The sequence below is a fragment of the Aureibaculum flavum genome, from assembly GCF_016406085.1.
In the GTDB taxonomy this organism is placed as follows: domain Bacteria; phylum Bacteroidota; class Bacteroidia; order Flavobacteriales; family Flavobacteriaceae; genus Aureibaculum; species Aureibaculum flavum.
On record NZ_JAEHFJ010000001.1, the window covers coordinates 670,989 to 695,713 of the forward strand.

At 32.2% G+C, this 24,725-nt stretch carries 19 protein-coding genes; 7 read left to right on the forward strand and 12 right to left on the reverse strand.

What is annotated here, in order from left to right; genetic code table 11:
- Positions 1-247 precede the first annotated feature (247 nt).
- The 3 genes from JBL43_RS02920 (at position 248) to JBL43_RS02930 (ending at position 4,840) form a co-directional block, all read left to right on the forward strand.
- Complete coding sequence (locus JBL43_RS02920) at positions 248-2,704, forward strand: TonB-dependent receptor (protein ID WP_198839970.1); 2,457 nt, start codon at positions 248-250, stop codon at positions 2,702-2,704.
- A gap of 128 nt (positions 2,705-2,832) precedes the next feature.
- A complete protein-coding gene (gene fumC / locus JBL43_RS02925; RefSeq protein ID WP_198839971.1) occupies positions 2,833-4,227 on the forward strand; it encodes a class II fumarate hydratase in 1,395 nt (464 codons plus the stop codon).
- 73 nt (positions 4,228-4,300) lie between these two features.
- Positions 4,301-4,840 (forward strand): nucleoside deaminase, encoded by a 540-nt coding sequence (locus JBL43_RS02930; RefSeq protein WP_198839972.1) that lies wholly within the window; start codon positions 4,301-4,303, stop codon positions 4,838-4,840.
- Here JBL43_RS02930 and JBL43_RS02935 read toward each other — a convergent pair.
- The 3 genes from JBL43_RS02935 to JBL43_RS02945 all read right to left on the reverse strand — a co-directional run bounded on the left by JBL43_RS02935 (position 4,837) and on the right by JBL43_RS02945 (position 6,038).
- Positions 4,837-5,229, reverse strand: a complete 393-nt coding sequence (locus JBL43_RS02935) for a hypothetical protein (protein WP_198839973.1) — start codon at positions 5,227-5,229, stop codon at positions 4,837-4,839. The two genes, JBL43_RS02930 and JBL43_RS02935, sit on opposite strands and share 4 nt — an antisense overlap.
- A gap of 40 nt (positions 5,230-5,269) precedes the next feature.
- The gene (locus JBL43_RS02940) at positions 5,270-5,449 is read right to left on the reverse strand and encodes a hypothetical protein (RefSeq protein WP_198839974.1); all 180 of its coding nucleotides are present in this window, start codon (positions 5,447-5,449) and stop codon (positions 5,270-5,272) included.
- Between the two features lie 70 nt (positions 5,450-5,519).
- Positions 5,520-6,038 (reverse strand): DinB family protein, encoded by a 519-nt coding sequence (locus JBL43_RS02945; protein WP_198839975.1) that lies wholly within the window; start codon positions 6,036-6,038, stop codon positions 5,520-5,522.
- A 33-nt stretch (positions 6,039-6,071) separates the two neighbouring features.
- On the opposite strand from JBL43_RS02945, the gene hutI reads away from it, so the two are divergent.
- The 3 genes from hutI (at position 6,072) to JBL43_RS02960 (ending at position 9,890) form a co-directional block, all read left to right on the forward strand.
- Positions 6,072-7,313, forward strand: a complete 1,242-nt coding sequence (gene hutI / locus JBL43_RS02950; RefSeq protein WP_198839976.1) for an imidazolonepropionase — start codon at positions 6,072-6,074, stop codon at positions 7,311-7,313.
- 188 nt (positions 7,314-7,501) lie between these two features.
- On the forward strand, positions 7,502-8,569 hold the full coding sequence (locus JBL43_RS02955; RefSeq protein ID WP_198839977.1) for an N-acetylmuramoyl-L-alanine amidase family protein: 1,068 nt from the start codon (positions 7,502-7,504) through the stop codon (positions 8,567-8,569).
- Between the two features lie 184 nt (positions 8,570-8,753).
- Positions 8,754-9,890 (forward strand): putative porin, encoded by a 1,137-nt coding sequence (locus JBL43_RS02960; RefSeq protein ID WP_198839978.1) that lies wholly within the window; start codon positions 8,754-8,756, stop codon positions 9,888-9,890.
- Between the two features lie 286 nt (positions 9,891-10,176).
- On the opposite strand, the gene bamJ is transcribed toward JBL43_RS02960, so the two are convergent.
- Complete coding sequence (gene bamJ, locus JBL43_RS02965) at positions 10,177-10,905, reverse strand: BamJ family beta-barrel-assembly machinery protein (protein ID WP_198839979.1); 729 nt, start codon at positions 10,903-10,905, stop codon at positions 10,177-10,179.
- Positions 10,906-11,072: 167 nt separating this feature from the next.
- Here bamJ and ftcD point away from each other — a divergent pair, with 167 nt between their 5' ends.
- Entirely contained in the window at positions 11,073-12,767 is a 1,695-nt protein-coding gene (gene ftcD / locus JBL43_RS02970; RefSeq protein ID WP_198839980.1) for a glutamate formimidoyltransferase, read from the forward strand.
- A 40-nt stretch (positions 12,768-12,807) separates the two neighbouring features.
- Here the strand turns inward: ftcD and JBL43_RS02975 are convergent, their stop codons facing one another.
- From JBL43_RS02975 to rplK, 8 genes are all read right to left on the reverse strand, one after another.
- Positions 12,808-13,944, reverse strand: a complete 1,137-nt coding sequence (locus JBL43_RS02975; RefSeq protein ID WP_198839981.1) for a hypothetical protein — start codon at positions 13,942-13,944, stop codon at positions 12,808-12,810.
- 54 nt (positions 13,945-13,998) lie between these two features.
- Positions 13,999-14,310: a DUF3467 domain-containing protein gene (locus JBL43_RS02980; protein WP_117883593.1), complete on the reverse strand. Its 312-nt coding sequence runs from the start codon at positions 14,308-14,310 to the stop codon at positions 13,999-14,001.
- A gap of 2 nt (positions 14,311-14,312) precedes the next feature.
- Entirely contained in the window at positions 14,313-18,584 is a 4,272-nt protein-coding gene (rpoC, locus tag JBL43_RS02985) for a DNA-directed RNA polymerase subunit beta' (protein WP_198839982.1), read from the reverse strand.
- 74 nt (positions 18,585-18,658) lie between these two features.
- Complete coding sequence (gene rpoB, locus JBL43_RS02990; RefSeq protein WP_138950523.1) at positions 18,659-22,474, reverse strand: DNA-directed RNA polymerase subunit beta; 3,816 nt, start codon at positions 22,472-22,474, stop codon at positions 18,659-18,661.
- Positions 22,475-22,607: 133 nt separating this feature from the next.
- Positions 22,608-22,985, reverse strand: coding sequence for a 50S ribosomal protein L7/L12 (gene rplL / locus JBL43_RS02995; protein ID WP_117883596.1), 378 nt, complete (start codon positions 22,983-22,985; stop codon positions 22,608-22,610).
- 48 nt (positions 22,986-23,033) lie between these two features.
- The gene (gene rplJ / locus JBL43_RS03000) at positions 23,034-23,549 is read right to left on the reverse strand and encodes a 50S ribosomal protein L10 (RefSeq protein WP_198839983.1); all 516 of its coding nucleotides are present in this window, start codon (positions 23,547-23,549) and stop codon (positions 23,034-23,036) included.
- Between the two features lie 20 nt (positions 23,550-23,569).
- Positions 23,570-24,262, reverse strand: a complete 693-nt coding sequence (rplA, locus tag JBL43_RS03005; RefSeq protein ID WP_198839984.1) for a 50S ribosomal protein L1 — start codon at positions 24,260-24,262, stop codon at positions 23,570-23,572.
- Between the two features lie 21 nt (positions 24,263-24,283).
- Positions 24,284-24,721 (reverse strand): 50S ribosomal protein L11, encoded by a 438-nt coding sequence (gene rplK, locus JBL43_RS03010; RefSeq protein WP_117883599.1) that lies wholly within the window; start codon positions 24,719-24,721, stop codon positions 24,284-24,286.
- Positions 24,722-24,725 lie beyond the last annotated feature (4 nt).

The following is a 24,725-nucleotide window of genomic DNA, read 5'->3' on the forward strand; positions in this document are numbered from 1 at the left end:
ATTTGAAATATTCTCTTATTCCTAAAAGCTTCTTTTTTAACTTTTAATTAACAAAGCAACCTCTCGCTAAATCCATTTTTAATCACTGATTAAAAGCGTGTTACACCACTAAAACTACATTTCACAACTTCATTTTTATCTTAACAATCGTTAACAGTAAATCATATGAACTCCAAAATTAAGTATCTATTTTTGTCAAAATTTAGTAAACGAAATTCACCCAATAAAAAAGTATCACTTTATAATTATGCAAAAATTAAAAAATATTTTATCACTTTTTATTTTAACTAGTATTGCTTTTACCTTAAATGCTCAGCAAAAAGTTGAAATAACGGGTACTGTTATTGACCAAGATACCAATCAACCATTAGAGTATGCCACAATCGTATTAAGACCAACTAATGGAGATCAAGTAACTGGAGGTTTAACTGATGAAAATGGTAAATTTAATGTAGAAGCAAAAAAAGGAACGTATAATATATCTATTGAATTTATTTCTTTTAAAACCTATAGCTTACCTAAAAAAATAGTTAATGATAATTTAAATTTAGGAAAAATTGTTTTAAGTGCTGACAGCCAAGCTTTAGATGAAGTTGAACTCATTGCTGAAAAAACAACGGTGGAAATTAAATTAGACAAAAAAATATATAATGTTGGTAAAGACCTAACCGTTAGAGGAGGTACCGTAAGTGATGTTTTAGATAATGTACCTTCAGTTTCCGTTGATGTTGAAGGTAATGTTGCTTTAAGAGGAAATGATAATGTAACTATATTGATTAATGGTAAACCATCTGGTTTAGTTGGTTTAAACTCTACGGATGCCTTACGTCAATTACCTGCAGACGCTATTGAAAAAGTTGAAGTGATTACCTCTCCATCTGCAAGATACAATGCGGAAGGTACTGGTGGTATATTAAATATTATTTTGCGTAGAAGTAAATTACAAGGTTTTAACGGTTCTATTACCACAAATGTAGGTTCTCCTTTCCAAGCTGGGATTTCAGGAAATATTAATTATAGAACAGGAGACTTTAACTTTTTTAATACCACAAGTTATAGTTATAGAGAATCTCCAGGTTTATCCTTAACGGAATCACAATATTTCAATAAAGAGTTTAATGATGATGGGAATTTAATTGTTGACAATCCAGACACGTTTTTAAACGAAAGACGTGAAACTGAACGAAAAGGCAATAGCTTTAATACCAATTTTGGTGTAGAATACTATCTTAACGAATCAACTTCTGTTACTGCAACCGTCTTATTTGGTAATAGAGATAATGACAGTGAAACAAATAATTTCATTAAACAGTACGACATTAACAATAACTTATTGAAAGAATCATTGCGTTTCGACCCTGAAAATGACATCGATAAAACAACAGAATTTTCATTAAATTTCAATAAAGATTTTAAAACGGACGGACACAAATTAACGGCTGATTTTCAACACGAAAGCACTTCTGAAGATGAAAATTCATTAATAACTGCTGATGGTGAAGATGCTGAAAAGGTACGTACTTATGAAACTCAAAAGAAAATTTTAATAAAAACTGATTATGTTTTACCTATTGGAGAGAATAGCCAATTTGAATTTGGATACCGCGGTGATTTTAATGATTTAGATACGGATTACAGACTAGATACTGTCGACAATAATGGTGATTTTCAACTAGATCCAGACGTTAGTAATAATTTAATTTATAAAGAAAATGTAAATGCCTTATATTCTCAGTTTGGTAGTAAAATTAAAGACAAGTTTTCGTATTTATTGGGTTTACGATTTGAAACTACTGATGTTACCATAGAACAATTAAGCAGTAATGACTATGAAAAGAAAAATTATTCTGGTTTTTTTCCAACTGTAAATTTAGGATATGAATTAAATGAAAAGCAAAGTATTACTTTGGGATATAATCGTCGTATAAGAAGACCTCGTTCTCGCTATATTAATCCATTTCCATCAAGGAGTAGTGCTACTAATCTTTTTATAGGAAATCCTGATATTAACCCTAGTTATTCAAATACAGTTGATTTAGGTTATTTAAACAGATTTGGAAAATTAACGTTAAATACTTCTATCTATTATCAACGTGCAACTGATGTCTTTACATTCATCAGTGAAGATACTGGAGAAACGGCTGTTGTTGGAGGTACTGATATACCAATTATTAGACGTACACCTATAAACTTAGCTACAAATAACAGGTATGGATTTGAATTCACCGTTACCTATAGACCAACGAAAAAATGGAATATGAATGGTAATTTTAATTTGTTTAATTCAGAAACAATTGGTGATTATAACGGAACTGATTATGGTGCAAAAAATGTAAGTTGGTTTATCAGATTAAACAATAAAGTGACATTGCCAGCAAATATTGAGTGGCAAACAAGATTGTTTTATATGGGACCTAGTGAAGATGCCCAAAACAAGCGTAAAGGCATGTTTTCAACAGACTTGGCTTTTAGTAAAGACATCTTAAAAGAAAAGGCTTCACTAACTTTTAACATAAGCGATGTTTTTAATACACGTAAATATTCAATAGAGTCTAATACGCCTACTTTTATAAGTGATAGTTCATTTCAACGAAGAAAGCGTAGTGTTAATTTAGCGTTTACCTATAGATTTAACCAAAAGAAGAAAACACAACGAGAACGTGGAGGTATGGATGATGATGAAGGTGAAGGCTTTGGAGGATAATCCTCAAAATAAATAATTTAAAAAGGTCTGCAAATGCTGGCCTTTTTTAATGCCTAAGAGTTACATATTTTGTAACTTTGTTTTTGATAAACAATACAAAATATCAAAGCATTTAAATATTATTTACAATGGAATACAGAATAGAAAAAGATACCATGGGCGAGGTAAAAGTACCTGCTGAAAAATACTGGGGAGCACAAACAGAACGTTCAAGAAACAACTTTAAAATAGGGCCTTCTGCTTCAATGCCCTTAGAAATAGTTTACGGTTTTGCCTACCTTAAAAAAGCAGCGGCTCATGCAAATTTTGATTTGGGTGTATTGACTGAAGAAAAACGTGATTTAATCTCTAAAGTTTGTGATGAAATTTTAGAAGGCAAATTAGATGATCAATTTCCATTAGTAATATGGCAAACTGGTTCAGGTACGCAAAGTAATATGAATGTGAATGAAGTTATTGCAAACCGTGCTCATGAAATTGCGGGTAAAAAAATTGGTGAAGGTGAAAAAACAATTCAACCGAATGACGATGTAAACAAATCACAATCATCTAATGATACTTTTCCAACAGGTATGCATATTGCCTGTTATAAAATGATTGTTGAAACTACAATTCCAGGCGTTGAACAATTGAGAGATACATTAGATAAAAAAGCAAAAGACTTTTCTGATGTTGTTAAAATTGGTAGAACTCACTTAATGGATGCTACACCTTTAACTGTTGGTCAAGAGATTTCAGGATATGTTTCTCAACTCGATCATGGTTTAAAAGCTCTTAAAAACACGTTAGCTCACCTTTCAGAACTTGCTCTTGGTGGTACAGCTGTTGGAACAGGATTAAATACACCAAAAGGATATGATGTTTTAGTAGCAAAAAAAATAGCAGAATTTACAGAATTACCTTTTATAACTGCTGAAAATAAATTTGAAGCGTTGGCCGCTCACGATGCCTTAGTAGAATCTCACGGAGCTTTAAAACAATTGGCAGTATCATTAAACAAAATTGCCAATGACATTCGTTTAATGGCTTCTGGACCCCGTTCAGGTATTGGCGAATTAATAATTCCTGCAAACGAACCTGGAAGTTCTATCATGCCAGGAAAAGTAAATCCAACGCAAGCCGAAGCATTAACAATGGTTTGTGCACAAGTAGTTGGTAATGATGTTGCAGTTACTGTTGGTGGTATGCAAGGAACTTATGAATTGAATGTTTTTAAACCAGTTATGGCAAGTAATGTATTGCAATCTGCTAGATTATTAGGAGATGCTTGTGCTTCATTTGATGAACACTGTGCTAAAGGTATAGAACCAAATAGACCTAGAATTAAAGAATTAGTAGACAACTCATTAATGTTAGTTACTGCCTTAAATACTAAAATAGGTTATTATAAAGCTGCTGAAATTGCTAATACAGCTCATAAAAATGGAACAACTTTAAAAGAAGAAGCTGTTCGTTTAGGTTATGTAACTCCTGAGCAATATGACGAATGGGTTAAACCTGAGGAAATGACTAGTGGGCTTTAATTAAATATTAAACTAGAGACATGAGATGGTAAACATTTCTCATGTCTCTTTTTTTATCTCAAATTAGATTATAATGTGTAAAAATTTCAATAAAAAATTCCCTGGGGAAGCTGAGAAAGCTCAATCAGATACTAAAAATTTGTCTGACCATGAAGTTTACATGACTGAAGCTATTCAATTAGCAATAAAAGGAATGAACGCCAATGAAGGAGGTCCTTTTGGCTGTGTTATTGTTAAAGATGACAAAATAATTGGAAGAGGAAATAACAAAGTAACTTCGAATAATGACCCTACAGCACATGCTGAAGTTACTGCTATTAGAGATGCCTGTAAACATTTAAATTCCTTTCAATTGGAAGGTTGTATTATTTACACATCATGCGAACCTTGTCCTATGTGTTTAGGTGCAATATATTGGGCTAGGCCAGATAAAGTATATTTTGGTTGCAGTCAAACAGATGCTGCCAATATAGGGTTTGATGATGCCTTTATTTATAAGGAAATTGATTTAGCTTTTGATAAACGTAGTATTCCTTTTCAACAAGTAGCCCGAACTACTGCTATAGAAGCTTTTAACAAATGGACAGAAAAAGAAGATAAAACGGCGTATTAATTTTTAGCTTTTTGAGCTTGTTTCTGTATACTGGTGTCCCACATATTCCAAATAAAATGGTCTGAATTTTTACCTACATCATATTTGTAAAAACTCGCTTTAGCGTAATTATCAGCAATATCTTCATAAGAAGCATACCTGCCAAAATTTCTAACATCTAAATGTAAGTTTCTATAAAAAAAACTGGACTGGTAATTATTATCCGCGATTAAAAACTTATAGCCAGTTAACTGTAATGAGCTGATGTCGTTATTATTTTTCAGATACTCAAAAGAGTTTAATGCAAATATACTTTTGGGTACGTTTAAGTCATCCTCAACTTCATTTTCTTTTTGAGCAAAAATAAAACAAGTAAAAAACAGACTAGTAACCAAAAGTATATTTCGCATAATTTATTGAATATGAGATTATACTCAAATATAAGAATTTTTACTGAAAATCTAAATTATTATTTCCTTTACTGAATAGTTCAATAGTATTAAGATAATTTTCATACTCTATCAATTTTGATAATGTATACTTATCTTTTTTGTGAGGTTTAATATTCTTTTTCCCTTTTTTTTTGTGACGAAAAGATTCGTCATTTTCTGAATCGTAGTTTTTATTCATGTCTAGCGTATTTTTATTAAATAACGTAAACAAAAGTCAAATTATTATATTTCAATCACTTCAAACTCCATTAAATTAAATATCTTTCTTCAATAATTTTTAAATGATGTAACAAATGCCCCGAAATTATATACCCTAACGCTTTAAGTGACATTGATTTACCACTAGCAACTCCTACCTTTTCAAAATCAGCTATATCAAAACTTTTAAAAAGTAAAATTGTAGACAATCTTACTACCTTTAATTCTTCCAACAATTCTCCGTAAGATCTGTCATTAGCATTTGAATACTGAACAAATTGATTCTCATCAAACCCAGGCAAAGGTGTAGTATCATTCCTACTAAACGTTAATGCTCTGTAACCAAATACCCGTTCAGAATCAATTATATGTTGAACTAATTCTTTTATTGTCCATTTATCTACTTCATATTTATACAACTGTTTTGCCTTTGAGATATCCTCCAGTATTAATAAAGCTGTATTTAAAGAGTCCTCTAAATTGTATATGATACCTTTTGAATTTCCATCCAAAATATCAATATATGGCTGAAAAAATGAAGCATATTCACTCTTACTTAATTCTAACATATTTCGTTATCTTTACGGTAAAGATAGCCAATTATGCCTACACTTATTACAAATATTAAAGAATTGCTGCAAATTAGAGAAGGTTCAGTGAGCAGGGTTTCTGGTGCTGAAATGAAAACATTACCTACCCTTAAAAATGCATTCTTATTGATAGATGATGGTTTAATTAAGGATTTTGGAAAAATGGAAAATCTTTACGAAATACGAGTAAATGAAGTAATTGATGCTAAAGGGAAAATGGTATTACCCACTTGGTGTGATAGTCATACACATATTGTTTATGCTGGAAATAGAGAAGGAGAATTTGTTGACCGAGTTAACGGGTTAACTTATGAAGAGATTGCCGCAAAAGGAGGAGGTATATTAAATTCAGCAAAAAAATTACAACAAACTAGTGAAGATGATTTATATAAGCAATCTGCTAAACGTTTAGATGAAGTAATCAAATTAGGTACAGGTGCTGTTGAAATAAAATCAGGATATGGGTTAACGTTAGACGCTGAACTTAAAATGTTACGCGTAATCAAAAAATTGTCAGAAAATTTCCCTATCACCATAAAAGCAACTTTTTTGGGAGCTCATGCATTTCCTTCTGAATTCAACAACAATAAAGAGGGCTATGTGGATCTAATTACCCATACAATGTTGCCAAAAATAGCAGCTGAAAATTTAGCTGAGTTTATTGATGTATTTTGTGAAAAAGGCTATTTTTCTGTTGCTCAAACAGAAAAAATTATTGTAGCAGCTAAAACTTATGGATTAATTCCTAAAATACATGTAAATCAATTTAACAGCATTGGGGGTATTCAAATCAGTGTTAAATATAATGCACTTTCTGTTGATCATCTTGAAGTTATGACAACCGAAGATATTGAATCCTTAAAAAACAGGACTACGATGCCTGTGGCACTTCCCTCCTGCTCTTACTTTCTTGGCATTCCATATGCACCGGCAAGAGAAATGATTGATTCTGGCTTGCCTTTAGCTTTAGCTACAGATTATAACCCTGGTTCTACACCAAGTGGCAATATGAATTTTGTTGTAAGTACAGCATGTATCAAAATGAAAATGACTCCAGAAGAAGCCATAAATGCGGCTACAATAAATGCTGCTTATGCAATGAATGTTTCAGAAACTCACGGAAGTATTACCAAAGGAAAAAAAGCAAATCTGATACTTACTAAAGAAATTCCATCTTATGGATTTTTACCTTATGCTTTTGGAAGTAATTTAATAGACTCGGTTTTTATTAATGGCAAGCAGATTAAAAACTAACATATACTTGCTGCGGTAAAAGCTAAAACTGATTATTTTGTTATTAAATATTTAGATCTTACTACGTGTACCTATCAATAGTTTATAAAAAATTATTAGTTTCGCTGAACCAAAAATTAAATTGTCCATTGCTATTGATGTCATCATGGATAATATATACGATAAAAATAAAAAAAGTTATTTCATAAATGCTTAGAAAAACATTCTGCCTTCTCTTTTTACTTAGTATAAACATTTTTGTAATTGCCCAAACAGCACATAAAACAGTTACGGCAGTTAATGGTGATGGTGTTTATTCAATACTTCGAAAAAATGGTTTGGATCCGACAAAATATCTTAAAGAATTTATAGCACTAAATAAAAAAAACTTAAGAAAAAATAATGGTTTGCTTATCGGCAAAACCTACATCATTCCATTAACTAAAAAGGACAGTATTACTACAATAAAAATACCTAAAATATCTGATTCTGTTCCTACTGAAACGATTTCAAAAACAATAGACACCATTGTATCACTCGAGAAAATTTACGATCCTATTTTTGGTGAAAACTACAATCCTATAATAATAGAAAATAAAAAATTAAAAGGTGCCATTTACTATTTAATTTCTGGGCATGGCGGTCCTGATCCCGGTGCTATGGAAAACTACAATGGTACGCTTATTTCTGAAGATGAGTATGCATATGATGTAACTTTACGTCTTGCACGAATGCTGATATCCCATGGAGCAAAGGTTTATATAATTATTAAAGATAAAAATGACGGAATTCGAGATGATAAAATATTAGAAGTAGATCATGATGAATTTTGTTACCCCGAAAACCCAATTCCTTTAAGCCAGAAATTGCGATTACGACAACGAACAAAAGCAGTAAATAATTTATTTTTAAAACATAAAGGTGCCTACCAAAGATTAATTGTTACGCATGTTGACAGTAGAAATAAGAATAAAAATATTGATGTCTTTTTCTATCACGATAGTAAAAGTAAAAGTGGTAAACAATTAGCCGAAAATATCCATAATTCTTTTAGAGAAAAGTATAACGAACATCAACCAAATAGAGTTTACGACGGTTCGGTAAGCACTAGGGGTTTATATTTAATAAAAAGCACGTTACCTGCCATGGTCTATATTGAATTGGGAAATATCAAAAATAAAAAAGATCAAAAACGAATTCTTAATTATAAAAATAGAGAAGCTTTAGCGGAATGGATTCATAATGGATTATTAGTTGATTTTGATGAGAATAAATAGCCAATTTAATTGATACTAAAGTTATCCAATGGTATTCATATTCAGCACATAAATTCAATGATTATTTAATTTTAAATGTTATTAATTGAGGAAAAAAAATGTGAGTTAATTCTTAATTCGAATTAAATTATTATTAATTTCGTTTTTAACGAAACCATTGTATAATTCCTTAATAATTCTTCACTTGAAAAAAATAATATCCTTTTTACTACTAGTATTACTTCCTATATTTTTATCGGCACAAAGTAATGACACTCTAAAGAAATTTTCATTTATGGGAGATTTTAGATTTAGAATAGAACAAGATTGGAAATCTCTCAATTCTTCAGGTGTTTATCGCGATGATCGAACACGTCTCCGTTATAGGGCACGTTTTGGTGTTTCCTATAAATATAATGACTGGCTATCATCAGGAATTAGAATAAGGACAGGTGACCCAAAAAAGCAACAAGACCCTCAATTGACATTAGGTGATGGTTTTAAAGAATTCGGTACTTTACCAATTGCTATTGAAAAAATATATGCCAAATTCAACTATAAATGGTTTTCCGCCTGGGTTGGTAAAAACGCCTTTCCTTTTGAAAAACAAAATGAACTTTTTTGGAGTGATAACGTTTTTCCAGAAGGTGTTGCTTTATCAGGTAAATTTAATTTTGATAATAATTTTTTAACATCGTTACAAATAAATACTGGTCATTTTATTGTAGCAACCCAAGGTAAAGCTCTAGAGTCAGATAGTTACTTTCAAGGTATTCAGCTCGTAACGTCACATTGGAAAAATAGAATTAAAATATTTCCTTCTTATTATAAATTTAATAAAATGCCTAATATCCCAGATGGTAATGAAACTTATCTTTTAGATTATTCTATCGTACATCTTGGTGCAAATATTAAATTAGTGAATCATCCAAAAATAATGGCTGGTGTTGACTATTATTTTAACACTAAAGACTATGATAAAAAAGACTCAATTCCTAAAAATTTAAAAAATGAAAAAAAAGGCTTAGTGTCTAATATTAGTATTGGGAATTTAGCAAAAAAAGGAGACTGGAAAATGCAATTAACTTATACTTATTTAGAAAAATATGCTGCGGTAGATTTTTTATCACAAAATGACTGGGCAAGATGGGATTATTCTTCACAAGGTTCACCAGATGGCAGGTTAACAAATTTTAAAGGTCTTGAAATAGCTGGCGGGTATGCCATTGACAAAAACATTAATCTAAAATTAAGGTGTTTTATGGTAGACCAAATAATACCAACCGGTAATGACAAGGAAACTGGAAACCGTGTTCGATTAGATTTTAATATCAGCTTTTAAAACAATAATTAGAATATGAAGTTGACAATCTTCATTTCCTCCACAAAAATTAAAAGTAGGTTTTGATCAATTATAACATTGTTTCTCTAAACCTTTCCATTTTAAAACAAGTAGCGTATTAAACGAATATATAAGATTAATGTAACAATAATAATGATGTTAAACTTCATTCAGTTTACTAAGGTGTTTAAGCTAACTATCTAATCAATTATTATATTTTATAAAATAAAAAAGGAGCGATGTAAACATCGCTCCTTTTTTATAGATAGTATTTGTTATGAAAATACTACTTAACTATTTCTAACATTTCAACTTCAAAAACTAAAGTTGCAAAAGGTTTTATAGGACCATTAGGTCTTGGAAAAGCTCCGTAAGCCAACTCTTGAGGTATAAAGAATTTGAATTTAGAACCTACTGGCATTAACTGTAAGCCTTCTGTCCATCCTTTTATTACTTGTCCAACACCAAATTCAGCTGGTACTCCTTTATCTACAGAACTATCAAATACAGTTCCGTCAATTAAAGTACCATGGTAATGAACTTTTACTTTAGATGTAGCCATTGGTTTTTCACCAGTACCTTCTTTCAAAACAATGTACTGTAAACCGCTATCCGTTGTTTTTACACCTTCTTTTGTTTTATTTTCAGCCAAGAATTTTTCACCTTCTGCTTTAATAGGAGCAAAATCTTTTTCAGCTTTTGCTAATGCTTCAGCTTGTTGCTTTTCTTGTTCTGCCATTTGCTTCCCTTGCATGTAAGCTCTAATAATACTATCTGTTTTTGCAGCAGGAATTAAAATATTCATTGAATCTGCTCCATTTCTATAACCTTGCATTACTAAATCATTATCAAGATCATCAAAAGTTTGTTTTAAACTAGAAGCTATATTTACACCTAAAGCATAACTTACTGAATCAATTTCAGTCTTTAATGCCTTTTTTGTAACACCTTGACTGTTACAAGAAAAAAGTACAGTTGACATTAATATAACTGTAAAAAATTTCACTATTTTCATTTTATATTATTTTTAAATTCGCCGCAAAACTAAGGAATTTTAATCACTTATATTCATTGATTTAAATATTTTTATCGTTATAAGAATGGGTATTATAATCCAAAATATTGGAATATCTCAAAAACAAAATATAACTTTGATATTTATAACCTGTAAAGCATATTAAGATGCAAAAACAATTGATAGAATGCGTACCAAATATTAGTGAAGGTCGCAATACCGAAAAAATTAATACCATAGCACATATTGTAGAGACGGTTGAAGGTGTAAAACTACTAGATATTGATCCTGGAAAAGCCACCAACCGTACCGTAATTACTTTTGTTGGCGAACCTGAGCAGGTTATTGAAGCCGCTTTTCAATTGATTAAGAAAGCTGCAGAATTAATTGACATGCGTTATCAAAAAGGCGAACATCCTAGGTTTGGTGCCACCGACGTGTGCCCTTTAGTACCAATTTCAGGAATTACATTAGAAGAAACGGCAAGATATGCCCATAAATTAGGAGAACGTGTTGGCAAAGAACTTGGCATTCCTGGATATTTTTATGAAACCGCAGCAAGAGAAAATAAACGAAAAAATTTAGCCAATTGCAGAGCTGGAGAATATGAAGGCTTACCTAAAAAATTAATAGCCCCTGAATGGAAACCTGATTTTGGCCCAGCTGAATTTAATGACAGTGTTTCAAAAACAGGAGCCATAGCCATTTCTGCACGTGACTTTCTCATTGCCTATAATATCAACTTAAACACAACATCAACTCGAAGAGCAAATGCTATCGCTTTTGATATGCGTGAAGCCGGTAGAATTAAAAGAGAAGGAAATCCAATTACAGGTAAAAAAGTAATAGATAATAATGGAGAGCCCGTTCGTATTCCTGGTAAATTAAAAGCGGTAAAAGGTATTGGTTGGTATATTGAAGAATATGGAATTGCACAAATTTCGTATAACTTGACTAATATTTCAATTACGCCCATGCACATCGCTTTTGATGAAACGGCAAAAATTGCCGAAGAAAGAGGATTGAGAGTAACGGGTTCTGAATTGGTTGGACTTATTCCTCTAAAAGCAATGTTGGCTGCTGCCGATTATTTTCTAGAAAAACAACAACGTTCTCTAGGTATTTCTGAAAAAGAAAAAATAAAAATTGCTGTAAAATCACTTGGGTTAGATGATTTGAAACCGTTTAATCCTCAAGAAAAGATAATAGAGTATGTATTGAATAAAGATGCTAGTAAAAAGCTTATTGATTTGTCTTTATCCGACTTTGCTGATGTAACCGCAAGTGAATCGGTTGCTCCTGGTGGTGGTTCTATTGCTGCTTATACGGGTGCTTTAGGTGCAGCTTTAGGAGCTATGGTTGCCAACTTGTCTTCTCATAAAGCCGGTTGGGATGATAAATGGAAATATTATTCAGATTGGGCGGAAAAAGGACAAGTATTTAAGACCAAATTACTCTTTTTAGTAGATGAAGATACGAATGCCTTTGGTAAAATTATTGACGGCTTTAGAATGCCTAAGAGTACCACTGAAGAAAAAGAACTCAGAAGACAGGCTATTGAAGATGCTACAAAATATGCCACTGAAATTCCATTTCAAGTTATGGAAACAGCTTTTAAATCAATGGAAGTAATGCAAACAATGGTTAAAGAGGGTTTACCGAGTTCACTTTCTGATGCTGCTGTTGGCGTGTTATGTGCAAGAACTGCTGTAATTGGTGCTTATTTTAACGTGAAAATTAATGCTAAAGATTTAAAAGACAGGAATTTTGCTAAGGAAATTATCGCTAAAGCTGATAAAATATATAACGAGACTTTACGCGTTGAAAAAGAAGTAATTGAATTTGTAAATAGTAAAATGTAGTAAAGGAGTGTTAACATTTTTTTATATACTAATAAATATATTACATTTTAATAATGACATTTGTTTTTCTCAAATTAAAAATAGTGGAAACATGCACTATACAAATACATAAGAATATACCTAAATAACTAAAAAACAAAAACCACATTATCGGTATAGTAGTCCACTTATTAATAAATTGAGGAAAGAGTAATCCTATTTCAGAGCTGAGCAATGCAAAGCCATAGCAGAACCAAAGTATTGGATGCACTTTTTTAGGTAATGACAACCAAATAAAAGGCGTATAAATACCTAAGAAAATTAAATGAAGCCAGGCGATTAAAATAAACCTACTCTCTACAACTAAATTAGCTATGACAGGAGTACTCCCTAAAATATTCAAAAAAGCAATTATTAGAATCCCTAAATAAAGAAATTTATAGCTGTGTTTTAGGATACTGAATTGCTTTACAAAACGTAATAATAAACCGAACAGTCCTAACGCCCCAAGACTACCAAATAATTGAATTGACCAATGATTAAAACTAAAATCTAATGAGTGTGTAAAAAGAAAACCAAGGCTAACGGTAAATACTAATAATTGAACTTTATTGAGATTAATTGTTGCTTTATGAAATAGCACTGCCAACATCCATGCTAAAAACACGCCAAAATATTGAAAATGTAGGTAAAAGAAAATAGCCTGCTGATACCAAGGTGAATTTTGCATTTCCATGGCCATAAGTGGTCCTAACATATAAGGTCCTAAACTTGACAGAAAGTGAAAGACAATCCCAAGTTTTATTAAATTTTGTTGTTTATTATTCGGATCAAGCTTTCGCCATAAACGAATTAACAATAGGTAACTAACCCATAAATGAATAGTAGAAAACAAAATGGAGTAAAAAGCATATCCCTGCAGGATAAATGCCACTAAAAAAATAGCAACACATCCCTGCAATATCAAAAACAACCGATAAGTAACTTTATCAATCTCAATCGCAAACGTTGACCATACAGTGACTAAAAGTGCATTAAAAATAAAGCCTAATAGCATTACATGACTATGTGAATGCAACACATTCTTAAATGGGAAACCACTAAAAGAACCTGTGTAAGCATAACGTAATATCAATCCTAATAAAGCACCAATTATTCCAAACAGTAATGGATAGGTCCATAGCCTCTTAACTTTCATAATAACTAAGATATAAAAAAAGCCTCCAATATATATTGGAGGCTTTTAATTCATTTATGCTTGACCTGTCGGTCCAAAATTCATTGGAATCGGAGGCTGTTCATAATCTTTTATTTCACCATGAGCATTTTCAAATCTGTTAATATTTTCAGCCAAAGCTTTTGCTAAACGTTTAGCGTGCTGTGGAGTCAAAATAATTCTAGACTTTACTTTAGCCTTTGGTGTACCTGGCATAACGTTAACAAAGTCAACCACAAATTCAGATACAGAATGATTGATGATAGCTAGATTAGCATATGTGCCATCTGCAATACTCTCATCCAATTCAATATTTAATTGATTTTCTTTATTTTTATCTTCTGCCATAATTAATTCTCTTCCATTTCTGCTTTAGAACCAACAATCATGTGATCATACATACGCATACCTGTACCTGCTGGAATTCTCTTACCAACAATTACATTTTCTTTCAATCCTTCTAAGGTATCTACTTTACCACTTACTGCAGCTTCGTTTAATACTTTAGTTGTCTCTTGGAAAGATGCAGCTGAAATAAATGATTTCGTTTGTAACGATGCTCTTGTAATACCTTGTAAGATCGGTTCTGCTGTTGCAGGAATTGCCTCTCTTGCTACTACTAAGTTTTTATCAGCTCTACGTAGAATAGAATTTTCATCTCTTAATTTACGCGATGAAACAATCATACCTAGTTTTAGGTTTTCAGAATCACCTTCATCTTCAACAACTTTCATTCCGTAAATTTCATCATTTTCATGAATAAAGTCATTTTTATGAATCAATTGATTTTCTAAGAAGATAGTATCTCCAGAATCAATAATTCTAACTTTACGCATCATTTGACGAACAACAACTTCAAAGTGTTTATCATTAATCTTCACACCCTGTAGTCTATATACTTCTTGAATTTCGTTTACCAAATATTCTTGAACAGCACCAGGTCCTTTAATATTTAAAATATCAGTTGGAGTTACAGCTCCATCAGACAATGCCATACCTGCTTTAATAAAGTCATTCTCTTGAACTAAGATCTGATTAGAAAGTTTTACTAAATATTTTCTAATATCACCTAATTTAGACTCAACAATAATCTCACGGTTACCACGCTTAATTTTACCAAATGAAACCACACCATCAATTTCTGATACTACAGAAGGGTTAGAAGGGTTACGAGCTTCAAATAATTCTGTTACTCTTGGTAAACCACCCGTAATATCACCCGCTTTACCAGATCTTCTAGGTATTTTAACCAATACTTTACCAGCATCAATTTTCTCTCCTTCTTCAACCATTAAGTGAGCTCCTACAGGTAAACTGTATGATCTCATCGTTTCACCCTTAGCATCTAAAATTAATAAAGTAGGAACTACTTTTTTATTCTTAGATTCAGAAATTACTTTTTCTTGGTGACCTGTTTGTTCATCGATTTCAACCACATAAGTAATACCTTGATCTATATTTTCAAATCCGATTTTACCTTTAAATTCAGATACAATTACACCATTATAAGGATCCCATTGACAAATAACATCTCCTTTTTTAATCGTTTTAGCATCTTTTACTGATAGGTAAGAACCATAAGGAATATTATTAGTACTTAAAGTAATACCTGTTTTCTTATCTATAATTTTAATTTCTGATGTTCTAGAAATTACAATATCCGCTTTATTTCCATCATTATCAAGACCTTCAACTGTGTTCAAGTCTTCAATCTCAACCGCTCCATCGAACTTAGCAGTTAATTTATTCTCTTCTGAAATGTTTCCTGCAATACCACCCACGTGAAAAGTACGTAAGGTTAACTGTGTACCAGGTTCTCCAATAGATTGTGCAGCAATTACACCAACAGCCTCACCTATTTGTACCATATTACGAGTAGATAAACTATTACCATAACATTTTGCACAAATACCTCTTGTAGCTTCACATGTTAATGCTGAACGTACTTCAACACTTTCAATTGGTAAAGACTCAATAAGAGCAACAACCTCTTCACTAATTTGTTCACCTTCACCAACAACAATCTCATCCGTTAAAGGATTTCTAATATTGTTTAAAGAAGTTCTACCAAATATACGCTCTCCTAAAGATTCTACAATTTCTTCATTTTTCTTTAATGGGAAAATCTCAAGACCTCTTAATGTACCACAATCGTGTTCATTAACAATAACATCTTGTGAAACATCAACCAAACGACGTGTTAAATAACCTGCATCTGCCGTTTTTAAAGCGGTATCTGCTAGTCCTTTACGAGCACCGTGAGTAGATATAAAGTATTCTAAAATTGATAATCCTTCCTTAAAATTAGAAAGAATTGGATTTTCAATAATTTCTCCACCACCAGCAGTTGATTTTTTAGGTTTTGCCATCAATCCACGCATACCTGTTAACTGACGAATTTGTTCTTTAGAACCCCTTGCACCAGAGTCAAGCATCATAAATACCGAGTTAAACCCTTGTTGGTCTTCTCTCAAACGTTTCATTGACAGTTCTGTTAACTTATTGTTTGTAGAACTCCAAATATCAATTACTTGATTATAACGTTCTTTATTTGTTAACATCCCCATATTATAACTAGCAGAAATAGTATCTACTTGCTCATTAGCAGCATCAATCATTGAAGCTTTTTCTTTAGGGATAATAATATCTCCTAAACTAAATGATAAACCACCTTTAAATGAGAAATGATATCCCATTCCTTTGATTGCATCCAAAAATTCTCCTGTAGTAGGAACATTAGTCACTTTTAATATACGACCAATGATATCTCTAAGTGATTTTTTCGTCAATACTTCATTTACATAACCAGCTGCTTCAGGTACTACCTCGTTAAATAAAACTCTACCAACTGTTGTTGTAACAATTTGTGTCGTTAATTCTCCATTTTCATTAAAGTCTTTAGTTCTTACTTTAATTCCTGCATTAAGATCTACTTTCTTTTCATTAAAAGCTATATTTACTTCCTCTGGAGAATAAAAAGTAGTTCCCTCTCCTTTAACGGTATAAGTTTCATCCGTTTTACGCTCTTTGGTCATATAGTATAGACCCAAAACCATATCCTGAGATGGTACTGTAATTGGTGAACCATTTGCTGGATTCAAAATACTATGTGAAGCCAACATTAACAATTGACATTCTAAAATAGCTTCTGGTCCTAATGGTAAATGCACCGCCATTTGATCCCCATCAAAATCCGCATTAAATGCAGTACACACAAGTGGGTGTAATTGTATAGCTTTACCCTCAATTAATTTTGGTTGAAAAGCTTGAATACCTAAACGGTGTAATGTTGGAGCACGGTTCAATAATACAGGATGTCCTTTTAAAACATTCTCTAAAATATCCCAAACTACAGGTTCTCTTTTATCTATAATTTTCTTTGCAGATTTTACTGTTTTTACAATACCTCTTTCAATTAATTTTCTAATTACAAAAGGCTTGTATAATTCAGCTGCCATATCTTTAGGCAATCCACATTCAAATAATTTCAATTCTGGTCCAACAACAATTACCGAACGTGCAGAATAATCAACACGTTTACCCAATAAGTTTTGACGGAAACGACCTTGTTTACCTTTCAATGAATCAGATAATGATTTCAAAGGTCTATTTGATTCTGTTTTTACTGCAGATGACTTACGTGTGTTATCAAACAATGAATCTACAGATTCTTGTAACATACGTTTCTCATTACGTAAAATAACTTCAGGAGCTTTAATCTCCATCAATCTTTTTAAACGGTTGTTTCTAATGATTACACGACGGTATAAATCATTTAAATCTGAAGTCGCAAAACGACCACCATCTAATGGCACTAACGGACGTAATTCTGGTGGAATAACTGGTACCACCTTCATAATCATCCATTCTGGCTTATTTTCTCTATTTAAATTTGCATCTCTAAAAGCCTCAACAACATTTAACCTTTTTAAAGCTTCTGTTTTACGTTGTTTAGAAGTTTCAGTATTTGCTTTATGTCTTAATTCATAAGATAAAGAATCTAAATCTATTCTAGATAATAACTCAATTAAACATTCCGCACCCATTTTAGCGATAAACTTAGTAGGGTCAGAATCATCTAAATATTGATTATCTTGAGGTAGAGATTCTAAAATATCCAAATACTCCTCTTCAGTTAGGAAGTCCATTTTCTCTAAAGACTCTCCTTCTGCATTCTTAGCATTACCGGGTTGAATTACTACATAACGTTCGTAGTAAATAATCATATCTAATTTCTTAGAAGGCAATCCTAATAAATAACCCATTTTATTTGGCAATGATCTAAAATACCAAATATGTGCAATAGGCACTACTAAATTAATATGACCTACTCTATCTCTACGAACTTTCTTTTCCGTTACCTCTACTCCACAACGGTCACAAATAATTCCTTTATATCTAATTCTCTTGTACTTACCACAAGCACACTCATAATCTTTTATAGGGCCAAAAATACGCTCACAAAATAAACCATCTCTCTCTGGTTTATGTGTACGATAATTTATGGTTTCTGGTTTTAAAACTTCCCCTCTAGATTTCTCTAAAATTGATTCTGGCGAAGCCAAACCAATAGAAATTTTATTGAATTTTTTTACAGTGTATTTTTCTTTTTGTTTTGCCATGATATATTATGCAATCAATTAAAATGTAAAAATGTATTGTAAAACTGTGGAGTCGAAACTCCACAGTTTGATTGTTATTCCTCTAATCTAACGTCTAAGCCAAGTCCTTTTAACTCGTGCATTAATACATTAAACGACTCTGGTAAACCAGGTTCTGGCATTGGTTCTCCTTTTACGATAGATTCGTAAGTTTTGGCTCTACCTAATACATCATCCGATTTTACAGTTAAGATTTCTCTTAATGTAGCAGATGCTCCATAAGCTTCTAATGCCCAAACTTCCATCTCACCAAAACGTTGACCACCAAATTGTGCTTTACCACCTAATGGTTGTTGTGTAATTAATGAATATGGTCCAATAGAACGTGCATGCATTTTATCTTCAATCATATGACCTAATTTAATCATATAAATTACACCTACTGTTGCTGGTTGATCAAAACGCTCACCTGTACCACCATCATATAAGTATGTATGTCCAAATTCTGGTACACCTGCTTTATTGGTTAATTCAGTAATTTGATCAATACTAGCACCATCAAAAATTGGTGTTGCATATTTTTGATTTAATTTCTGACCAGCCCAACCTAACACTGTTTCATAAATTTGTCCAATATTCATACGAGAAGGTACACCTAATGGATTTAAAACGATATCAACAGGAGTTCCATCTTCTAAGAAAGGCATATCTTCTGCACGTACAATACGAGCTACAATACCTTTATTACCGTGACGACCCGCCATTTTATCTCCCACTTTAAGTTTACGTTTTTTCGCAATATAAACTTTAGCAAGTTTTACAATACCTGCAGGTAATTCATCACCTACTGTAATTGTAAATTTCTCTCTACGTAATGACCCTTGAATATCATTCACTGTAATTTTATAGTTGTGAATTAATTCAGTAATCAATTTATTTAAATGATCATCAGTTGTCCAAGTACCTTTTGTTAAATACTCAAAATTGCTAATTGCATTTAACATTTTCAACGTATATTTTTTTCCTTTAGGGAAAACTTCTTCACCTAAATCATTTAATACACCTTGAGCTGTTTTACCATTAACAAGACTAAAAAGTTTATCAATTAAACGTTCTCTAATATCATCAAACTTAAGGGTAAATTCAGCCTCTAACTTTGCAATATCTTCTTTATCTTGGCTTCTTTTTGCTTTATCCTTAATTGTTCTTTGGAATAATTTTTTATCGATAACAACACCGTTCAATGATGGAGAAGCTTTTAAAGAAGCATCCTTAACATCACCTGCATTATCACCAAATATAGCTCGTAATAATTTTTCTTCTGGAGTTGGATCAGATTCTCCTTTTGGAGTAATTTTACCAATAAGAATATCGCCTGGTTTAATTTCAGCACCAATTCTTATCATTCCATTTTCATCTAAATCTTTAGTAGCTTCTTCACTAACATTTGGAATATCATTTGTTAATTCTTCAGCACCTAATTTAGTATCTCTAACATCTAGAGAATATTCATCAATATGAATAGAAGTGAAAATATCTTCACGAACAACTCTTTCAGAAATTACGATTGCATCCTCAAAGTTATACCCTTTCCAAGGCATAAAGGCTACTTTCATATTTCTACCTAAAGCTAATTCGCCTTTTTCGGTTGCATAACCTTCACAAAGCACTTGACCTTTAGCAACTTTATCTCCTTTGGTTACAATAGGATGTAAGTTTATAGAGGTACCTTGATTTGTTTTTCTAAATTTTATAAGATTATAGGTTTTACTATCTTCAGTAAAACTTACTAATCTCTCCTCTTCTGTTCTGTCATATCTAATAGTAACTTTATCAGAATCTACATATTCTACAACACCATTACCTTCGGCATTGATAAGAATTCTCGAATCGGTTGCTACTCTACGTTCTAAACCTGTACCTACAATTGGAGATTCAGGTCTCATCAATGGAACTGCCTGACGCATCATATTCGATCCCATTAACGCACGGTTGGCATCATCATGTTCTAAGAACGGAATCAAAGAAGCTGATATTGAAGAAATTTGATTAGGAGAAACATCCATATAGTTAACTTCTTCTGGAGTTACTAAAGGAAAATCACCTTCTTCTCTTGCTACAACTTTTTCTAATTCTATTCTACCTTCATCATCTAAATCTAAATTAGATTGGGCAATTTTTTTACCTTCTTCTTCTTCTGCACTTAAATAAATAGGCGTTTTAGTAATGTCAATTTTACCTTCAACTACTTCACGATATGGAGTTTCAATAAACCCTAGATTATTCACTTTTGCATATACAGCTAGTGAAGAAATCAATCCAATATTCGGACCCTCAGGAGTTTCAATTGGACAAAGACGACCATAATGAGTATAGTGAACATCACGCACCTCAAAACCAGCTCTTTCTCTAGATAAACCTCCAGGTCCTAATGCTGATAATCTTCTTTTATGTGTAATCTCAGCCAATGGATTCGTTTGATCCATAAATTGAGATAATTGATTCGTTCCAAAAAACGAATTAATTACAGATGATAATGTTTTTGCATTAATCAAATCAATAGGTGTAAACACCTCATTATCACGAACATTCATACGTTCTCTAATGGTACGAGCCATACGAGAAAGACCAACACCAAACTGACTTGCCAACTGCTCTCCAACAGTTCTTACACGACGGTTAGATAAGTGATCAATATCATCAACTTCCGCTTTAGAATTAACCAATTTGATTAAATTCTTGATAATAGTAATAATATCAATTTTAGTTAAGACACGTTCTTCAATATCAATGTCTAAACCTAATTTTTTATTCATTCTATAACGACCAACTTCACCTAAATTGTAACGTTGTTCAGAAAAGAATAGTTTATTTATAATACCTTTTGCTGTCTCATAATCTGGCGGCTCAGCATTACGTAATTGACGGTATATATGTTCTACAGCTTCTTTTTCAGAGTTTGTAGGATCTTTTTGTAAGGTGTTATGGATTATAGCATAATCACCCATTTCATTGTCTTCTTTATGTAAAAGAATTGTTTTAGTTCCAGCATCAAGTATTTCATCAATATGCTCTTTTTCAAGAACAGTATCTCTATCTAAAATAATCTCATTACGCTCAATAGATACAACTTCACCGGTATCTTCATCAACAAAATCTTCGTGCCAAGTTTTCAATACTCTCGCAGCTAATTTTCTGTCTAAAACTTTTTTCAATCCACTTTTTGAAACTTTTATTTCATCAGCAAGATCAAATATTTCTAATATATCCTTATCACGTTCATATCCGATAGCACGGAATAATGTAGTAACAGGTAATTTTTTCTTTCTATCAATATAGGCATACATTACCTGATTGATATCTGTTGCAAATTCTATCCAAGAACCTTTAAAAGGAATTACCCTGGCAGAATATAATTTAGTACCATTAGCATGAAAAGATTGACCGAAGAAAACCCCTGGAGAACGGTGTAATTGAGAAACCACAACACGTTCAGCACCATTTATAACAAACGTACCACTATGTGTCATGTAAGGAATTGTACCTAAATATACATCTTGTACAATAGTTTCGAAATCCTCATGTTCCGGATCAGTACAATACAATTTAAGTCTTGCCTTTAATGGAACACTATGCGTTAAACCCCTTTCGATACATTCTTGAATTGAGTATCTTGGCGGATCAACAAAATAATCTATAAACTCTAATACAAATTGATTTCTGGTATCAGTTATAGGGAAATTATCTGAGAAAGTTTTAAATAAACCTTCGTCACTTCTTTGGTCTGCCTTAGTTTCTAACTGAAAAAAATCTTGAAACGATTTTACTTGAATATCTAAAAAGTCAGGATAATCAGTAATAAGTTTTGCAGACGAGAAGTTTACTCTTTCGGTACTTGTATTTGTTGCCAATGGAGAAATTTTTTAATTATAAAAAATGATGAACTTTAAAGAACGAATATATACGCAAAATGGTTTAGGCCAATTACGCATACACGCAATGACCTAAACCTTAATTGTTTAGCCCGATATTCGGGAGTTAAGCTTATTTAAGCTCAACCTCAGCTCCAGCCTCTTCTAAAGATGTTTTAAGACCTTCAGCTTCTTCTTTAGAAACTCCTTCTTTAATTGCTTTAGGAGCACCATCTACTAATTCCTTAGCATCTTTAAGACCTAAACCAGTTAATTCTTTAACTAATTTTACAACTGCTAATTTAGAACCACCAGCTGCTTTTAAAATTACGTCAAATTCTGATTGCTCTTCAGCTGCATCATCGCCAGCTCCAGCACCAGGTCCTGCTACTGCTACTGCAGCTGCTGCAGGCTCAATACCATACTCGTCTTTTAATATATTAGCCAATTCATTAACTTCTTTTACAGTTAAGTTAACTAATTGTTCTGCGAAATCTTTTAATTCTGCCATTTTTGTTTGTTTTAATTTTTTAATATTTAGATTATAAGTGCGTACTTTTTATTTTTCTGATAAAGTCTTAAGGATTCCAGATAATTTCTGACCACCTGATTGCAATGCTCCAATAACATTTTTAGCTGGAGATTGTAACAATCCGATAACTTCACCTATAAGCTCTTCTTTAGATTTGATATTAACAAGAGCATCTAATTGGTTATCACCAACATAAATTGACTCTTCAATATAAGCTCCTTTAAGAACTGGTTTGTCAGATTTCTTACGAAATTCTTTAATTACTTTTGCTGGAGCATTACTAACTTCAGAAATCATTATAGAGGTATTTCCCTTTAACACTTCTGGTAATTCTCCAAAATCTTTATCAGATTTTTCCATTGCTTTAGTAAGCAAGGTGTTTTTAACAACTTCCAATTTTACATTCGCTTTAAAACAAGCTCTACGTAATTTTGTAGTATTCAAAGCATCTAAGCCTGAAATATCTGCAAGGTATATTGTGCTACTATCAGCTAATTGGCTTGTTAAGTCGTCTATTACTTGTGATTTTTGTTCTCTAGTCATTTTTCTAAACTTTTAACTTGCTATACAACTGATTTGGTATCTATTTGAATACTAGGACTCATCGTACTAGACATAAAGACACTTTTTACATAAATTCCTTTAGATGTTGTTGGTTTTAACTTCATTATTGTTGTAAACAATTCTTGAGCATTACCAGCAATTTTTTCGGCATCAAAAGACGCTTTACCTATAGCAGCATGAATGATTCCAGTTTTATCAACTTTAAAATCAATTTTACCACCTTTAACATCTGCAACAGCTTTTGCTACATCCATAGTTACGGTACCAGTCTTAGGGTTCGGCATTAAACCACGTGGGCCTAATACTCTACCTAAAGGTCCTAATTTACCCATAACGCTTGGCATTGTAACAATTACGTCAACATCTGTCCATCCTCCTTTAATTTTTTGAAGGTATTCATCTAAACCAACATAATCAGCACCCGCCGCTTTGGCTTCCTCTTCTTTATCTGGTGTTACTAATGCAAGTACTTTCACATCTTTACCTGTTCCGTGTGGTAATGTAACTACACCACGAACCATTTGATTTGCTTTTCTAGGATCTACTCCTAATCTAACCGCAACATCAATAGATGGATCAAACTTTACATTAGATATTTCTTTTACTAAAACAGAGGCTTCTTCTAAAGAATATGCTTTTGTAGCATCTACTTTTGCCTTAGCTTCTTTTCTATTTTTAGTTAATTTCGACATTTTTTTATAAAATTATAAAGTTTAAGCAGGAGCGTTTCCTTTAACTTTTATTCCCATTGATCTTGCTGTACCCGCAACCATTTTCATTGCTGATTCAACTTTAAAAGCATTTAAATCAACCATTTTATCCTCAGCTATGGTTCTAATTTGGTCCCAAGTAACCGTCGCAACTTTTTTACGATTTGGTTCGCCTGATCCTTTTTTAGTTTTCGCAGCTTCAAGTAACTGTACCGCAGCTGGTGGTGTTTTTACAACAAAGTCAAAAGACTTGTCTTTATAAACAGTAATAGCCACTGGTAACACTTTGCCTGGTTTATCTTGAGTTCTAGCATTAAACTGCTTACAAAACTCCATGATGTTAACCCCGGCAGCACCCAAAGCAGGTCCAACAGGTGGTGAAGGGTTTGCTGCTCCTCCACGAACTTGTAATTTTACAACCTTACTAATTTCTTTTGCCATTTTT

Coding starts and splice junctions, on each gene's coding strand:
- JBL43_RS02920 (WP_198839970.1), top strand. CDS start 248: ATGCAAAAATTAAAAAATATTTTATCACTTTTTATTTTAACTAGTATT.
- fumC (WP_198839971.1), top strand. CDS start 2,833: ATGGAATACAGAATAGAAAAAGATACCATGGGCGAGGTAAAAGTACCT.
- JBL43_RS02930 (WP_198839972.1), top strand. CDS start 4,301: ATGTGTAAAAATTTCAATAAAAAATTCCCTGGGGAAGCTGAGAAAGCT.
- JBL43_RS02935 (WP_198839973.1), bottom strand. CDS start 5,229: ATGCGAAATATACTTTTGGTTACTAGTCTGTTTTTTACTTGTTTTATT.
- JBL43_RS02940 (WP_198839974.1), bottom strand. CDS start 5,449: ATGAATAAAAACTACGATTCAGAAAATGACGAATCTTTTCGTCACAAA.
- JBL43_RS02945 (WP_198839975.1), bottom strand. CDS start 6,038: ATGTTAGAATTAAGTAAGAGTGAATATGCTTCATTTTTTCAGCCATAT.
- hutI (WP_198839976.1), top strand. CDS start 6,072: ATGCCTACACTTATTACAAATATTAAAGAATTGCTGCAAATTAGAGAA.
- JBL43_RS02955 (WP_198839977.1), top strand. CDS start 7,502: ATGCTTAGAAAAACATTCTGCCTTCTCTTTTTACTTAGTATAAACATT.
- bamJ (WP_198839979.1), bottom strand. CDS start 10,905: ATGAAAATAGTGAAATTTTTTACAGTTATATTAATGTCAACTGTACTT.
- ftcD (WP_198839980.1), top strand. CDS start 11,073: ATGCAAAAACAATTGATAGAATGCGTACCAAATATTAGTGAAGGTCGC.
- JBL43_RS02975 (WP_198839981.1), bottom strand. CDS start 13,944: ATGAAAGTTAAGAGGCTATGGACCTATCCATTACTGTTTGGAATAATT.
- JBL43_RS02980 (WP_117883593.1), bottom strand. CDS start 14,310: ATGGCAGAAGATAAAAATAAAGAAAATCAATTAAATATTGAATTGGAT.
- rpoC (WP_198839982.1), bottom strand. CDS start 18,584: ATGGCAAAACAAAAAGAAAAATACACTGTAAAAAAATTCAATAAAATT.
- rplL (WP_117883596.1), bottom strand. CDS start 22,985: ATGGCAGAATTAAAAGATTTCGCAGAACAATTAGTTAACTTAACTGTA.
- rplJ (WP_198839983.1), bottom strand. CDS start 23,549: ATGACTAGAGAACAAAAATCACAAGTAATAGACGACTTAACAAGCCAA.
- rplA (WP_198839984.1), bottom strand. CDS start 24,262: ATGTCGAAATTAACTAAAAATAGAAAAGAAGCTAAGGCAAAAGTAGAT.
- rplK (WP_117883599.1), bottom strand. CDS start 24,721: ATGGCAAAAGAAATTAGTAAGGTTGTAAAATTACAAGTTCGTGGAGGA.